Source organism: Maridesulfovibrio sp., from assembly GCF_963676065.1.
Taxonomy (GTDB): domain Bacteria; phylum Desulfobacterota; class Desulfovibrionia; order Desulfovibrionales; family Desulfovibrionaceae; genus Maridesulfovibrio.
Map to the genome: position 1 here is coordinate 584,036 of NZ_OY780933.1, position 15,658 is coordinate 599,693.

The window sequence follows — 15,658 nt, forward strand, 5'->3', positions numbered from 1 at the left end:
TAATCTTTTAAGCTGAATTTTTTTATCAGGGGTGCCTTGAATGCGTTTACAATTCTTCCCTAAAACAATCAGCGGTATGATCAGGTGGTATTCCGTCTTCATAATCGGTATTTCCCTGATCTTTCTTACTGTTATGCTTATTGTTTTCACCAAGTCAGCTATATTGCAGTCCGCGCAGCAGGATTTAAAAGATCAGGTAAAATCGCATCAGACCGTCATTGCGGAATGGTTTAAAGAACGGCAGTTCGATGTAAAATTTCTTGCAGAGAGCGATAGCGTCCGCAGCGGTAATCCGGAAAGAATATGGCAGATGCTTAAAATTTTTGATGAGACCCACACTGATATCAGCGCTGCCGCCTGGGTTGATGCAAACGGCATCATCATCAACAGCAGAAATGCATCCACGTCGAAGATTGATGTGTCTGACCGTGAATATTTTATTCAAGGCCAAGCCGGAAATCCCCACGTGACCAAAGTAATCATTGGCCGTTCTTCCGGTAAACCGGTGGTTCTCTTCTCCTATCCGGTAACTCTCAAAGACAACTCCTTTGACGGAGTGATTATACTGGCTTCACGGCTGACCGCCATTGATGAAATGGTTAGAAACCTACGTTTCGGCTCCACCGGTGAAACATATATAGTTAACCGGGAAGGATACATGCTCACCGAATCACGCTTTTTGGATGAGCTAAAACAATCCGGTAGAGTTGAAAATAGCGCTATCATAGAAATTAAAACCAGCACAAAAATCCTTGAAGCGGCGCTGAACGGAAAACAACCCCAAGGAGCCTACCGCGATTACCGGGGGAAAAAAGTAATCGGGGCCAGCCAGTGGGTCAATGACGGAAGATGGCTGGTGATTTCAGAAATTGATTACTCTGAAGTAATGGCCCCCATATACTCTTTCATGCTGACCGCATGCGCCGGAGCAGCTCTCGCCCTGCTGATCCTGATTCCGTTCTCCTTACGGCTGGTCCGATCCATATCTATTCCCCTTAAAAATCTGGATGTAATAGCCCGGCAAATGACCAAAGGAATATTTAGCTGTGACTGCGCCGATGCGGGTATAGATTCCCCACCGGAAGAGGTCGAACGTCTTATACAAGGATTCTGCGCCATGCAGAACAAAGTGGAGAGCACCGTGCAGGAACTCCAGAGATCAGCTATCACGGACCAGCTCACCCAGTTGCCCAACCGACGGTACCTGATGAAAGAAGGCTCCAGACTGCTAAACATAGCTATCCGTGCCGGTCAGCCCTGCTCCATCATGATCCTCGATATTGACCGTTTCAAAAATATAAATGACACGTACGGTCACAATGTGGGCGATATTGTGCTGCGACAGATGAGTAAGACATTTCAAGAAATAATACGTACTTCGGACATCGTCGCCCGATATGGCGGAGAAGAATTTGTGGTAGTAGCTCCGGGATCGGATATTGAATCAGGACGCATTCTGGCCGAAAGGCTTCGCAAGGGCATAGAAGACAGGACCTTCAATACTGATGAGCACCCTCTGACCTGCACCATTTCCATCGGAGTGGCCCATTACAATACTGATATCAGGTTCGGGGTGGATATTTATGAAGACACGCTGGCCCGGGCTGACGAAGCTTTATACGCCGCAAAGAATGCCGGCCGAAACAGAGTAATGCTGGCCGAGGAACAACACGAGACCTCGGAAGGAAGAGAATGATGAATACAATACAGATTAATACCGGAAGCCGGGAAGAAATGGTCGATATAACTGACTCTGTTCGCCGGATGATCAAAGAAAACGACTGGCAATCCGGCGCCCTGCTGCTCTACTGCCCGCACACAACCGGAGCGATAACGGTCAATGAAGGCGCAGACCCGGATGTTGTACGTGACATTACCGTCAACATGCGCAAACTGGTCCCCCATCACGGAGATTACAAACATCTGGAAGGCAACTCCGATGCACACATAAAAACAAGTATGTTCGGTCCTGATCAGATGCTCATTGTGGAAAACTCCGAAGTCATGCTAGGCACATGGCAACGGATATTTTTCTGTGAATTTGACGGTCCGCGCAACCGGAAACTCTGGGCGCAGTTTATGCCGTCCTAGGCCTCAGCCTTCTTTTAGGCACACTCAGGCACTGATCAGGAAGACCGCATCAGTCTTATCACAGCCCGACACACGCAATCAGCGGCCTTCTTTTGTCTCCCTCCGAAACAGAACAGGCACATATTTCCGGGCTGATCCTCTTCTTGGCACCGCTTAAGACCATACGCAGGCAGAAACGGGAGCCGTGCCCTCCGCTTGTGGCTATACAGTTGAGAATTTCATCCCCGGCACGGTCCAGAGCTTCAGAGACATCCAATCCCTGCTGTTGCAGACGCTGTGCCTTCTTCCTAAGCAGTTCTTCCAGCAATGCGGTGTTCATTAAGCACCTCCGAAGTCTTCTCGAACTTTATTCACAATTTGTGGATGTCGGCTTTCCGGCACATCCACTCCCTGACAAGTTCTGATGCAATTCTCAATCCTTCGTTGCCGTCCGGCAATAAAGCAGATACAATAAAACAACACAAAACAAACGGTAATTATTGCTGAAGTCTCTTATATTCTAGCATCTTCAGATTTCATAAGCGACCTTTTTTATATTTTTTTTCAAAACCTCAAAAAAACTGATAAGTGAAAGCAAAAGACTATGAGCATGCGCCTAAAACTTTTCATCCTGCTACTGTCATTCAGCCTGATTCCCTTACTGGTGGTATCAATAATCAGCCGGCAAGGCATTCAGGATCTGGGCCATGTCCAGTCCAGCAATCTGCGGGCGGACATGATAAAAATCCTGACGGAAGAAATGCGCCAGTCCGCCAAGGATTCAGCCAAATTGGTCCAGCAGCAGGCTGTCTCACTCGAATTCGCCCTCAAAGCCATCGGAGCGGAAGCCGAAGATGTACTCAATGATCCGCCGAAAGGAGAACCCAAGGTCTACTTTGCTGAAGATTTTGATACAAAGGGCAGACAGCCTGATGACTTCGGACCTTCTCCGCAATATTTCACGCTCAGTGAACCGGGCAGCAAAACCCCATCCCCGGTTAGTATGGAAGAACCTGTCTTCTTCTACCCAGAAGGACAGAAGCAATTAAAACAGTCACCTGATCTGGCCCGGCTGTATATGCTCAAGCCTGATTTGAAGTCTTATTTCAATCAGGCAGGAACCGCGCTGCACCGCATATACATCACCCTTAATTCCGGTCTGCACATGGCCTATCCCGGTCATGGCAAATACCCGGCCGGCTATGATACCCGCAAACGGTCATGGTTCACTAAAGCGAAGGAGAAAGGGTCTATCATATGGGACAAATTCATTGACGCCAGCACAGGACAGCAGGTTTACACCCTGTCCAAGCCGATCCGTGACCGTAAGAAAAAAATCATAGGCGTGGTCTCCATCGATATCCAACTAATAGAGTTGCTCCGCAAAGATGATCTTTCATCACAATGGTCCAGCGCCATCCAGTCTTTCGTTGTCGGCCCGGTAAGGACAAAAGAGGGAGTGGGACTGCGTGTCTGGGCCGAGGCAGGGCACAAGGAAGCTAATTTTTCTTGGATGAGCGAGCTGCCTAATGAAGTTCGCTACCTGAAATCCTCAGACAAAAAATCCATGGATAAAATGCTCTCCTCCATCAGTAGAGGTAAATCAGGAGTCATCCGCATGCCATACAACGGCGTGGATTCTGTATGGGCCTTTGCACCTTTTCGCAATGAAGGAAGCTATGTGCTGATCACCCCGGAAAAGGTCATTACCAAAGTTCCGGACAACGCGGCCATGCAGGCCCTGATCCTAAGTAAAAACCTTTACGTAACCGTAGGGGCGGCTTCTTTATTCACCCTACTCACAGTCGCGCTGGTTGCCTTTTTCGGCAGTCGCAAAATCCTGAAACCGCTGCAGGCCATGACCGATGCCGCCGAAAAAATTTCAGAAGGAGACCTTTCCGTACATGTAGAGGTTCAAACCGGGGATGAGCGCGAAAAACTCGCCAATGCCTTTAATCATATGATCCCCAAACTGCAGGACCACATGCGCATCAGCAAATCTCTAGAACTGGCGCAGGAAGTCCACACCAGCCTGCTCCCTGAGGGATCTCCTCAGATCACGGGACTGGATATCTCGGGAATCAGCATTTCCTGCGATGAAACCGGTGGCGATTACTTCGGCTACTATACCCCGCCGATCAGCAAAGGCACCGGAGTCCTACTTGGCGATGTGACCGGGCACGGTTTTTCCGCAGCCCTGCTCATGACTACCGGACGCGCGCACTTGAAGCATACATCACTACACAAGGAACCGCTGTCAGTCCGTATCGGCGAGGTAAACAAATTACTCTGCTCGGATATCGGCGAGACCGGTCGATTTATGACCCTGTTCTGTCTTGAAATTTCCCCGGACAACTCCAAAGCCACCTATGTTCGTGCCGGTCACGACCCGGCTACAATCTACAACCCCGCCAGCGGAGAAAAACGTGATCTTATGGGATCGCCCATGCTGGCGCTGGGTATATTTGATGAAAGCGAATATGAAGAGTTTGAAGTAGACCTTAACGAAGGGGAAATCATCTTCATCGGCACTGACGGAATCTGGGAAGCCCGCAATTCCGGAGATGAAATGTTTGGACGAGAACGTCTAGACCAGATAATATTTTCCAATGCTCACAGGAGTGCCGCTGAGATACAGCAGGAAATAATCGCTCAGGTCTACAAATTTCAGGACGGAATGGATCAGGAAGACGACATCACACTGATTATCATCAAGGTAAACGAATTCAACCGGGAATAGCCATGGAGAATAGTCACCGCTTTTTCAGAAACATCAGTTGCCGATACTTTCCCTGTCATGAGACAAGTGACGAGGCATCTTTCAATTGCCTGTTCTGTTTCTGTCCCCTCTATCTCATAAAGGATTGCGGCGGTCGCTATAGAATAAACGAGAAAGGCATTAAGGACTGCACCGTATGCAAGATTCCGCACCGCCCCGAAGGTTACGATTACATTATCAAAAAGATAAAAGAAGCCAATAAGCCATAACACCGGAGTTTTAACATGTCAGATAATTTCAGCTTCGCCCTTACTCAAGAAGAAAAAGACTATCTCAAAAGTCTAGTCCGCCAAAGCATTCTTTGTCGGCTGAACAGGCAGGAGGAGTCCACCCCCGAACCTGTTACCGACCACCTTCGTGAAGAATACGGGGCCTTTGTTACTTTGACCAAAAACGGGCAGTTACGTGGATGTATCGGAAACGTGCAGGGAAACGGCCCGCTCTATAAAACCATCTGGAAGATGGCCCGCTCCGCAGCTTTTGAAGACCCTCGTTTTCCTCCGCTGAACCCTTCAGAATTTGATGAGATTGAAATCGAAATATCCATCCTCAGCCCTCTCGATATCTGTAAAGATGTGGAGCAGATCATTATTGGGAGGCATGGGCTCATAATGCAGCGCGGAATGCAATCCGGCCTGTTGCTGCCGCAAGTTGCTGTGGACTGGAAATGGGATCGCGAACAATTCCTCGCCCAGACATGCCAGAAAGCCGGCATGGAACCGACTGCATGGAAGGACCCGGAAACCAATATTTTCTGGTTTGAGGCAGAAGTATTCTGATACGCTTCACCTTTTGACAATAAAATCAGCTTCCTGCGCTCTTTCAGAAACCAAAGAAACTTTTTTAATAAATTCTCTGGACTCTTCCAAAACTTTTAATCGGCTTCCCTGCTTTGAATATGAGGATGTGCCATGATTGATGCTCTTTCCCCCTGGGGTCTAACCACCCAGGAACGCCATACCGACAAAAATATTCCCGGTAGTCCGGAACGAGCCGTCTCGCGCTCGGTAATTGAAGATACAGAAAACCGCCTCTGGCTTATGGAACGCATTGCCGGAAAACAGGTGGAAACCCGTAGCGCAATTGCAGAAAACCTGCTGACTCTGCAAAAATCAGGAATGGATTGGCTGCTGCCCTATCAGGAGACAAAGGACGGTCAGGTCATCGCTGAAGTTATGGGATTTCCATGGCAGCTTTCACCATTTTACGAATCGGATGAACTGCCGAGACCGGACTACGTTTACGATGCCCAACGAGGGACAGAGCTTGCCGGATTTATTGCTCAACTACGGGAGCACACCAAAGGCAAAACCATGCAGGGGCATGACCGCTCTTTCGCGCTGATCGAGTATACACGTGATCTGCTTGCAACCGTCAAAGAACGGGAACCGGAGATATTCAAACGGCTGGAACCCATCTGCGCCAGACTTTTCCCGAAAATGGAGCAGTTCCCGAAACTTCCCAAAGCTTTCTGTCACGGAGATTTTCATCCCCTGAACGTGCTTTGGAAAGGTCAGAAAATAGGTGCTGTTATTGACTGGGAATTCTCCGGTATGCGCCCTGAAATATATGACGTAGCCAACATGATCGGCTGTGTGGCTTTCGAAAACCCAGGAGCCCTCGGTGAAGGACTTATTCCGGCTTTTATGGATGGTCTGTATGACAACACTGACATAAGCGATGACAGTTACGAATCACTGCCCGCTTACATCCCCTCCTTGCGCTTTGCATGGCTTTCCGAATGGCTGCGTAAAAAGGATCATGAAATGCTGCAAATGGAGCTTGATTTTATGGAGCTGCTGCTGGCGGTTATGGGATAAAGAATTAAGTCAGGAGAAAATAAGACAGCGCATGGAAATCAACCTTTCCATGCGCTATTTGAAAATTATCTCAAGGCAGACGCGGATAAAAGTTAAAAGCCTTTCTCCAGCGGAGGATTAACCAGACTGAAAACATCGCGCTCGGCAGCAGCCACATCAGCCTCTGCAAGCTTCACAAAACGGTTCTCAATGGTCAGTCTTTCCTTGGCCAGCCACTGGATAGCCTGAGGCAGAATGCGGTGCTCCTGCTTGAGAATGCGTTCGCGTAGATCGTCCTCTTTTTCGCCGGGATAAGCGGGAACGGCAGCCTGAATAATCACTGCGCCGTTGTCCATTTTTTCATTAACAAAATGGACTGTGCAGCCGGCCAGTTGCACTCCGTATTCTGCGGCCTCACTCTGCCCGTCAACGCCGGGAAAGCTAGGCAGGATCGCGGGATGAATATTAATGATTTTACCGGGGAAAGCGTTCAAAAATACCGGGGTAATGATACGCATGAACCCGGCCATAACAACAGCTTCTACTCCGGCTTCTTTCAGAACCCGCACCATCTCCGCGTCAAATTCCTCACGGGAGCCGAAATCCTTATGGTTCAGAACAGATGTTGGAATGCCGTAGGCTTCAGCCCGCTTCAGACCATAAGCATCAGCTTTATTTGAAAGAACCATCCTGATGTCCACGTCAAGGATGTTATCTTCCATTTTTTCAATAATGGATTGCAGATTAGATCCACCACCAGAAATTAATACAGCAATAGGAAGACTCATTTTCCCTCCGGGGTCCAAAGAAACTTTTATCGGGGCTTCGCCGATTTAAATAATTAATCGTACAAATTTTAATTCATATTGCCGTTATTCCCCAGCGAAGCATAACTAAAACGTCTTTTGGGAAGAGGGGATGGGGAAGGAGAGGCAAATAAAAAAGGAGGACCACGTAGATCCTCCTTTTAAATAACTATTCAGAAACTTCCTGCACCAGAACATCAACCAGTGCGGGAATGGTGTAATCCTCGGGCTGAATGTCCGGCTCATAACCGAACCCTTCGAGGGTCTTAGCGGTGATAGGCCCGATACAGGCTATTTTCACACTGTCTTTGTATTTGTGGAAAACTTCCGGCTCAATCAGATTGAAGAAGTTCTCAACTGTGCTGGAGCTGGTGAAAGTCAGGTAATCGATCTTGCCGGATTCAAGGGCCTCGGCAATGGGACCGGGATCATTCTCGGACAGTCCGGTCTCGTAGACGGGCAGGATCTTAACTTCTGCTCCGGCCTTACGCAGTTCTTCGGGCAGCACTTCACGGGCTATTTTGGCGCGGGGAATAAGCACCTTCTTGCCTTTAACGCCCTTTTCAAGCAACCCGGCGACAACACTCTCCGCAACGTACTTTTCAGGCACAAAGTCGGGCTTAATGCCCTTGGCTACGAGTGCGTCAGCTGTTGCGGGGCCAATAGCAGCAATTTCGATTCCGGCAAACGCGCGGGCATCGAGACCGGCTTCATCAAGCTGATTAAAAAAATGTTTCACGCCGTTAACGGAAGTGAAAATCAGCCAATCCCAGTTTGAGAGGGCTTTAATTTCACTCTGCACCGGAGCATAATCAGCGACAGGCTCGATGTTGATGGTCGGGAATTCGTGGACACATGCGCCGAGTTTGCCAAGTGTGGAAACAAGTCCGCTGGACTGTTCACGGGCACGGGTTACAACAACCCCCTTGCCGAGCAGAGGACGTTTTTCAAACCATGCCAGCTTATCATGCAGGGAGCAGACGCCGCCCACTACGATGATGGAGGGAGCCTTGAACTTACGCTCTTTAGCTTCCTCGGCGACATTTTCAAGGGTAGAAACGAAAGACTGCTGGTTACAGCGGGTTCCCCAGCGCACAAGCGCTACCGGGGTTTCGGGATCACGTCCGTTCTTGATCAGGTTCTCCGCGATCATGGGCAGATTTTTCACGCCCATATAGAAAACGAGAGTACTGGTGGATTTGGCATAAACCGCCCAGTTATGACCGGTTTTTTCCTTGGTGGGATCTTCGTGTCCGGTGATGAAGCATACGGATGTGGTGAAATCGCGATGGGTAACCGGAATACCGGCGTACGCGGGAGCGGCAACACCAGCGGTGATACCGGGAATGACTTCAAAATCGATTCCGGCTTCAACCAGCTCTTCAGCTTCTTCACCGCCGCGGCCGAAAACATAAGGATCGCCGCCCTTAAGGCGGGCAATAACTTTGCCTTCGTTGGCTTTTTCAACGATCAGTTCGTTGATTTTATCCTGCGGCAGGGTGTGATCGCCGCCTTTTTTACCTACATAGAGGATTTCGCAATCCGCTTTGCAGTAATTCAGAAATTCGATGTTCGCCAGATAGTCGTAGATAAGGACATCCGCAGTTTCCAGAACTTCCTTGGCCTTAACAGTCAGCAGGCCCGGATCACCGGGACCCGCACCAATCAGATAAACCAAACCCATATATCCACCCTCTCTAGTTAAAAGCAATTTGATGCGCTTCGCGCTTTTGACGAATTGATTTCGCCTCCGGCGGCCAAAGAACCCTTTTGAAAAAGGTTTCTCTGGACTCTCCTAAAACTTTTAATAGGCTGTCGCTACGTTATCTGGTCACCTTCATATTATCCATATCGAATAACAAAGCTGTCCGGCGAAGCCCTAATAAAAAAGTTTGGGATTCAAACCCTTTTCAAAGGGTTTAAGGCCCCCGGCAGGATCGCCGAAGGCCTCCCTTGAATTCTTATTCCATTACACTGACGAGTCTATCTTTAAGCTCGGTCAGCTTTGCTTTCTTATCGTTAATTTCTTCCAGCTTGGCTTTTTCTTTTTCTACAACCGCTGCGGGAGCGTTGCTGACAAAACCCTTGTTGGATAATTTCTTTTCTATCACAACAAGATCTTTGTCCAGCTTGGCAAATTCCTTATCCAGACGGGCGATCTCGGACTCGAAATCAACTGCGCCGGCCAGAGGTACGAAGAGTTCATTCCCCTGCACAACAGCGGTACCGGATGCGCTGGGTCCTTCCACATCAGAACCTGCGCTGACAGAATCCAGACGGGCGAGAGCCTTGATCAGCTCGGCGTTGTCATTGATCAGAGCAGTTGTTTCTTCATTGGCTGTGCGTACGATGAGCTCCAGCTTCTTGGAAGGAGCGATGAGCAGCTCGGTACGGATATTACGCACAGCGGAAACGATTCCCTGAAACAGTTCCATCTGTTCAACTGCGGCTGCGTTGCGGCAGTTGTCACGTTTTTCAGGGTAGGCTTCAGTGGCGATATCACCGTTCTCGATACCGGGAAGTACGGACCAGATTTCCTGAGTGACAAAAGGCATCACCGGATGCAGCAGGACCATGGTTTCTGAAAGAACAGTCCAGAGCACTTTCAGAGTCGCATCTTTACGGGAAGCGTCATCACTGTAGAGGTCCGGTTTGATCATTTCGAGATACCAGTCACAGAATTCGTTCCAGATGAACTTATACATGGTCTGGGCCACTTCATTGAAGCGGTAGGCTTCCACTGCTTCGCTCATGGTATCTTTCACTTCTTCGAGGCGATGCAGAATCCATGCGTTTGCGAGACCGGTTGCATCTTCGAGTGAAGCTTCCGGCTTTTTGCCGTCAAGGTTCATAAGAGCGAACCGTGCGGAGTTCCAGATTTTGTTCACAAAATGGCGGTAACCTTCAATGCGCTGCTCGGAAAGTTTGATATCACGTCCCATCGCGGCAAAAGAAGTCAGGGTAAAACGCAGAGCGTCAGTACCGTACTTGTCGGACATTTCCAGCGGGTCAATTACGTTACCGGTGGACTTGGACATCTTTTTCCCGTGCTCATCGCGCACAAGGGCGTGAATATAAACATGGTGAAAAGGAATCTGATCCTGAAAATGAATCCCCATCATCATCATGCGTGCAACCCAGAAGAAGAGGATATCGAATCCGGTAATCAGCACGGAAGTGGGATAGTACTTGGCCAGTTCCGGTGTTTCATCAGGCCATCCAAGCGTGGAGAAAGGCCAGAGAGCGGAAGAGAACCATGTATCAAGTACGTCTTCTTCCTGTGTAAGCTTGGAAGATCCGCACTTGGTGCATTCAGTAGGATCATCCATTGCAACGATGAGTTCGCCGCACTCTTCACAGGTCCATGCCGGGATACGGTGTCCCCACCAGATCTGACGGGAGATACACCAGTCGCGGATGTTATCCAGCCATTCGTAGTAGACCTTTTCCCAATTGGAAGGGAAAATCTGTGTTTCGGCAGGAACAGCGGCGCGGGCCTTTTCAGCCAGCGGCTTCATGGCTACGAACCACTGTTCGGAAACATGAGGTTCGATGACGGATTTACAGCGGTAACATTCACCTACGGAATGTTCGTGATCGTCAATGGAAATGAGATAGCCTTCAGCCTTGAGGTCCTCGACGATAACATCACGCGCATCATCCTTGAACATGCCCCGGTATTTTTCAGGAGCATTTTCGTTGATGTTGCCGTCTTCGTCAAAAACAGCCAGCACTTCAAGATTGTGCTTGCGGCCGAGTTCCCAGTCATTCATGTCGTGGGCCGGGGTCACTTTCAGGGCGCCGGTACCGAATTCCATATCTACGTAAGAGTCTCCGATGATGGGCAGCTCGCGACCGATAAGCGGCAGGATAGCTGTCTTGCCGATAAGGTGGTTGAAGCGGTCATCTTCGGGGTTGACGCAGATGGCGGTATCGCCAAGCATGGTTTCGGGACGGGTGGTGGCGATAATCAGCTCGCCGGAACCGTCGGAAAGTTTATATTTAATGTTGTAGAAATGTCCCGGTTTGGGGGAATGTTCCACTTCATCGTCAGCAAGAGCGGTGTGGCAGCGATTACACCAGTTGATGATGTAATTGCCCTTGTAGATAAGGCCCTCTTCGTAAAGTTGTACAAAAACCTTACGCACGGCCTTGGCGCGCTGTTCATCGAAGGTGAAGCATTCGCGGTCCCAGTCAACAGATGCGCCCATGCGGCGAATCTGCTTGAGGATATGATCACCCTTTTCTTTTTTCCATTCCCAGACACGCTCGATAAATTTCTCGCGACCCAGATCGTCACGGGTTTTGCCTTCAGCCTTAAGCTGGCGCTCAACAACATTCTGGGTAGCGATTCCCGCATGGTCAGTGCCCGGAACCCAAAGAACATTCTTGCCCTGCTGGCGCTGGTAACGGCACAGGATGTCCTGTAGGGTGAGATTCAGAGCATGGCCCATGTGCAGTACACCAGTGACATTAGGCGGTGGAATCACAATGGAGTAGGGATCGCCGTCAGCTTCGGGGTCGGGGGTGAAAGTTTTATTTTCTTCCCAGTGATCAAGCCACTTTTTTTCTACATCCCAAGGTTCATAGCCTTTGGGGAGGTTTGATTCGGCCATTTAATGACTCCTGTTCAAATATAAATTCTTAAACACAGAAACACGTACCGGATCGCTGTAATTCAACTTTCCGCTGCGTAAAATGTATTAAGTTGGTTTTATAATAAAATTTATAAAAAAAGATGTGCTTTTCCTGCCCTGTTTTTACGTGTATTTACGGATCAGGTCCGGGAACAAAGCACTCGCCTCGTTAACTTGCGCTACACACATTTATAAAGAGACACGAACATGTCAAGTATCTATATATTATGGGACGACGCCCACATATGGGGACTGCTTATAAAAAGAGCCCTTGAATCATGGAATGTCGACCACGAACTGGTGCGTGGGCATCAAATAGCGCAAGGGCTGCTTTCAGGCAAGCCTCCGGCGGCACTTATCGTACCTGGAGGCTGGGCCAAAGGAAAAGCAATGAAACTCGGCGGTCCGGGAATCCTTGAAATTCAGAAGTATGTAAGCGAAGGCGGAAACTATCTCGGATTCTGTGGCGGAGCAGGTCTGGGTCTTTCAAAGACCGGTGGGCTGGGCCTAAGCTGCTGGCAGCGCAAAGGCTTTGAAAACAGGCTGCACCATTTTTTAAGTGGACACATCAATGTACAGCTGGACCAGAGCAGCCCGCTGGTTCCGGACGCTCTGGGAGAAAACGCCTTGATTCCGGTCTGGTGGCCGGGACAGTTTTCACCGAACAAATGTGATTCAACCGCAGCCCTTGGACGCTACCGCGAACCGGGTAACGACTTCTGGGTCGCAGATCTGTGCATAAGTTCACTGCCTGAGGGGACTCTTAACGACTGGCACAACATGTACGGAATATCGCTGCTGCCGGAATTCCTGCATGACCGCCCGGCGGTTGTTACCGGGAATAAGGGCAAAGGGAGATTTATTCTCAGCTATCCTCATCTGGAAACACCGGCATCAGCACAGGCCAACATCTGGCTTTCGCACATTCTTGACCGCATGCTGGGACAGAAAACGCAAGAACGCCCCACTTTACCGGCATGGGAACTTACCGACACTCCTTTAATATGGAAAGATCCGGATCTTGTTTCCGTGCGCAATTCTCTGGAAAAAATCATCGCAACCGGACAAGGTCATTTTCTGCTCTTCTGGCGCAACCCATGGCTGCTGGGCTGGAGAAGAGGAATTCCCGGGGCGGCGCTGAACAGCCTCTATGCCCTTATCTGCAAGGTAACTTCACACACCCCCAATGATGCTGCCATAGAAAAGTGGAACTCATGCAAAGCCGATTTCATGAAGTACATGAACCTCTTTGAAGAAGGTGTTACAGGATACTTACTCGCTGAACGCTTTGCCATGACCATGCGTTCACTTGAACCGGAGACTTTCTTCCCCAAGGCATTACGCGAACAGCGCAACGGGCTTTTCGGCCCTCCTCCCGGAGCTGGCGGGATCTACGCAAAATTGCTTTATATGCTCGAAGACCTTGTTTGGGAGATGTGCAGGAAAGAGCAGAATGCGACTGAGCTGTAAAGCAATAGTTGCATTTGAATAAAAAATAAATCTAATATATGGATTAAGTACATATACTTCTCCAATTTCGGCATAACGGTATGAGCTTAACACATAGGTAATGTGATACATGACAGACCGAGAGTCTCCCGTACGACAAGCTGACCTACGCAACAAAAGCGACAATAAAATTGTCGAGAGCCGTAATGCCATGCTGGAATTCCAGCTTACCCCTGATAAAATGGCCGCTTATATTTCCGCCTACACCCCTGCGGAAGGAGACGGAGCGCCCCTATCCATTGAACTGATGCAATCCGAACTGAAACGCTCCGGCATAGAAGGAGAACTGGATCACGACGGGGCTATGTTTGCTTTGAAGAGGGCGGGAGAAGGAAAAAGTATTATCAATGTGGCCCTTGTGCGGGCCCTTTACCCCCAGAACGCGGAAGATGGCCAGATCATAACTGACGCGGATTTCAGCTTCCCGGTACTTCCGGGCATGGAATTCGGAACCCTGCACGAAGCACTCCCCTCCAGTCCGGGCAGAAACCTGCAAGGAGAGGAAATTCCCGCCACAGAAACACATACTCCGAAGCCGATAACCCTCGCCGGAGCAGAAGAATGCAACTGCATCCTTGACCCGGGTAACAAAAAGCTGATCGCCAACACCTATGGCCTTGTAAAAATAGAAGAGCAGCAGATTAAGGTTGAGCCGCTTATTAAGGTTTCTGCCGACTTTATGAATGTTTCCACCATGCTCTATCCGCATGACTGTTTCGGCAGGCGCTATGATCTTAGCGCGCTTGAACCCGCTTTAAATCAAATGGATATTTCCCGTCCTTTGCAGCATATGGCCGGACAGGCAGCCTTAAAAAAAGCCCGCGAAACAGGTCAGGCTCAAGAGGCGGTCATAGTACGAGGAACTGAACCGCTTCCCGGCAGAGACGGATATTTTGAATTTAACCGCAAAGACGTTATCCGCTCCTCCGTAGGCACTACCGGAGATGATGACCGCGTAGATTTTAAGGAACGCGGGGTTCATCCCATGGTCGGTCCCGGAGATATAATCGGCAAAATCCATCCTCCGGTTGAGGGTAAGGCCGGGGAGGATGTTTATGGAAGACTGACTCCCCCTCCCGGCGGCAATCCCCTAGAAATAAAAACCGGGTCTCACGTTGCCCCCATGCCGGACGGGATTACCTACAAAGCCACGGAGACAGGCATCGTCCAGCTTCAGGATAATATCATTGCGGTCAAAGATGTTCTGGAAACCAAGGGTGATGTCGATTATTCCACCGGGAATATCAAGCTGGAGAAGGGCTCGGTCCATGTAAACGGCTCCATCAGGGAAGGATTTACCGTGGAAGTCCCGGACCATATTGTAGTCAAAGACTCCGTTGAAGGAGCCCACATCACCTCCGGGGGAGATATTGAAGTCAAGGGAGGGCTGGTCATGTCCGGCAAGGGCGTAGCCAAGGCGGGTGGAACAATTACAGCCCAATTCGCGTCCAACGCCCGTATTGAATGCAACGATGAAGTTATTATCGCCCATGAGATCAGCAACTGCCTTATTCGCTGCAAGGGACCGATCAGCGCACTCGGCGGCAGGGGTACTATCCAAGGAGGAGTCGTCACTTCAGAGGTCGGCATTGAAACCAATGAAATCGGATCAGAAATAGGTGTAAAAACAGTTGTCGCCATCAACGCCAAGCAAAAGGTAAACACGAAACTGGTGAAGGAAAGGGAACAATTGCGGGAACGGCTTATGAAAATAAACTCCGTTGTTGGTCAGGGTGATAATGAAACCATCCTCAAATCCACTCCCCCGGCCAAGCAGGAACAGATGCAACAGATTCTCATGCTCCGCGGTCGCATTAAGCTGAAGCTTAAAGAGATACGCAAGCAGCTTTCCAAAGAACTTAACGACTACTACAAGTCACTTGAGAAGCTTTCCATACGGGTTCACCGCAAAGTACATCCCGGCGTGGAAATCAAGATCGGGGGAAAAACGGTACAGATCAGCAAGCCCGTCCCGCGAATGAAATTCCGGTTTGATGCCGATGCGCGGACCATTATCGCAACAAAATTTTAAATTCGATCTTAACCGCAAATCCGGCG

General features: G+C 49.5%; 12 protein-coding genes. 8 read left to right on the forward strand and 4 right to left on the reverse strand.

Annotated features, from left to right (window positions below):
• Positions 1 to 40: 40 nt before the first annotated feature.
• Positions 41 to 1,696, forward strand: coding sequence for a sensor domain-containing diguanylate cyclase (locus ACKU35_RS02545; protein WP_319762835.1), 1,656 nt, complete (start codon positions 41 to 43; stop codon positions 1,694 to 1,696).
• On the forward strand, positions 1,696 to 2,091 hold the full coding sequence (locus ACKU35_RS02550) for a secondary thiamine-phosphate synthase enzyme YjbQ (protein WP_319765339.1): 396 nt from the start codon (positions 1,696 to 1,698) through the stop codon (positions 2,089 to 2,091). The genes ACKU35_RS02545 and ACKU35_RS02550 overlap by 1 nt, the downstream gene beginning before the upstream one ends.
• A 58-nt stretch (positions 2,092 to 2,149) precedes the next feature.
• On the opposite strand, the gene ACKU35_RS02555 is transcribed toward ACKU35_RS02550, so the two are convergent.
• Positions 2,150 to 2,410 carry a hypothetical protein gene (locus ACKU35_RS02555; protein WP_319762837.1) on the reverse strand — a complete coding sequence of 87 codons (261 nt, stop codon included), beginning with the start codon at positions 2,408 to 2,410 and terminating at the stop codon, positions 2,150 to 2,152.
• A gap of 264 nt (positions 2,411 to 2,674) precedes the next feature.
• On the opposite strand from ACKU35_RS02555, the gene ACKU35_RS02560 reads away from it, so the two are divergent.
• The 4 genes from ACKU35_RS02560 (at position 2,675) to ACKU35_RS02575 (ending at position 6,669) form a co-directional block, all read left to right on the forward strand.
• Positions 2,675 to 4,810 carry a SpoIIE family protein phosphatase gene (locus ACKU35_RS02560; protein WP_319762839.1) on the forward strand — a complete coding sequence of 712 codons (2,136 nt, stop codon included), beginning with the start codon at positions 2,675 to 2,677 and terminating at the stop codon, positions 4,808 to 4,810.
• A 2-nt stretch (positions 4,811 to 4,812) separates the two neighbouring features.
• Complete coding sequence (locus ACKU35_RS02565; RefSeq protein WP_319762841.1) at positions 4,813 to 5,058, forward strand: cysteine-rich small domain-containing protein; 246 nt, start codon at positions 4,813 to 4,815, stop codon at positions 5,056 to 5,058.
• 15 nt (positions 5,059 to 5,073) lie between these two features.
• Positions 5,074 to 5,628 carry an AmmeMemoRadiSam system protein A gene (gene amrA / locus ACKU35_RS02570; RefSeq protein WP_319762843.1) on the forward strand — a complete coding sequence of 185 codons (555 nt, stop codon included), beginning with the start codon at positions 5,074 to 5,076 and terminating at the stop codon, positions 5,626 to 5,628.
• Between the two features lie 132 nt (positions 5,629 to 5,760).
• Entirely contained in the window at positions 5,761 to 6,669 is a 909-nt protein-coding gene (locus ACKU35_RS02575) for a phosphotransferase (protein WP_319762844.1), read from the forward strand.
• A gap of 92 nt (positions 6,670 to 6,761) precedes the next feature.
• On the opposite strand, the gene purN is transcribed toward ACKU35_RS02575, so the two are convergent.
• The 3 genes from purN to ACKU35_RS02590 form a co-directional block, all read right to left on the reverse strand.
• Positions 6,762 to 7,436 carry a phosphoribosylglycinamide formyltransferase gene (purN, locus tag ACKU35_RS02580; protein WP_319762846.1) on the reverse strand — a complete coding sequence of 225 codons (675 nt, stop codon included), beginning with the start codon at positions 7,434 to 7,436 and terminating at the stop codon, positions 6,762 to 6,764.
• A 187-nt stretch (positions 7,437 to 7,623) separates the two neighbouring features.
• Positions 7,624 to 9,138 carry a uroporphyrinogen-III C-methyltransferase gene (gene cobA / locus ACKU35_RS02585; protein ID WP_319762848.1) on the reverse strand — a complete coding sequence of 505 codons (1,515 nt, stop codon included), beginning with the start codon at positions 9,136 to 9,138 and terminating at the stop codon, positions 7,624 to 7,626.
• A gap of 277 nt (positions 9,139 to 9,415) precedes the next feature.
• Entirely contained in the window at positions 9,416 to 12,070 is a 2,655-nt protein-coding gene (locus tag ACKU35_RS02590) for a valine--tRNA ligase (protein ID WP_319762850.1), read from the reverse strand.
• A 228-nt stretch (positions 12,071 to 12,298) separates the two neighbouring features.
• On the opposite strand from ACKU35_RS02590, the gene ACKU35_RS02595 reads away from it, so the two are divergent.
• Both ACKU35_RS02595 and ACKU35_RS02600 read left to right on the forward strand, forming a co-directional pair.
• Entirely contained in the window at positions 12,299 to 13,561 is a 1,263-nt protein-coding gene (locus ACKU35_RS02595) for a BPL-N domain-containing protein (protein WP_319762852.1), read from the forward strand.
• A gap of 109 nt (positions 13,562 to 13,670) precedes the next feature.
• The gene (locus tag ACKU35_RS02600; RefSeq protein ID WP_319762854.1) at positions 13,671 to 15,632 is read left to right on the forward strand and encodes a FapA family protein; all 1,962 of its coding nucleotides are present in this window, start codon (positions 13,671 to 13,673) and stop codon (positions 15,630 to 15,632) included.
• Positions 15,633 to 15,658 lie beyond the last annotated feature (26 nt).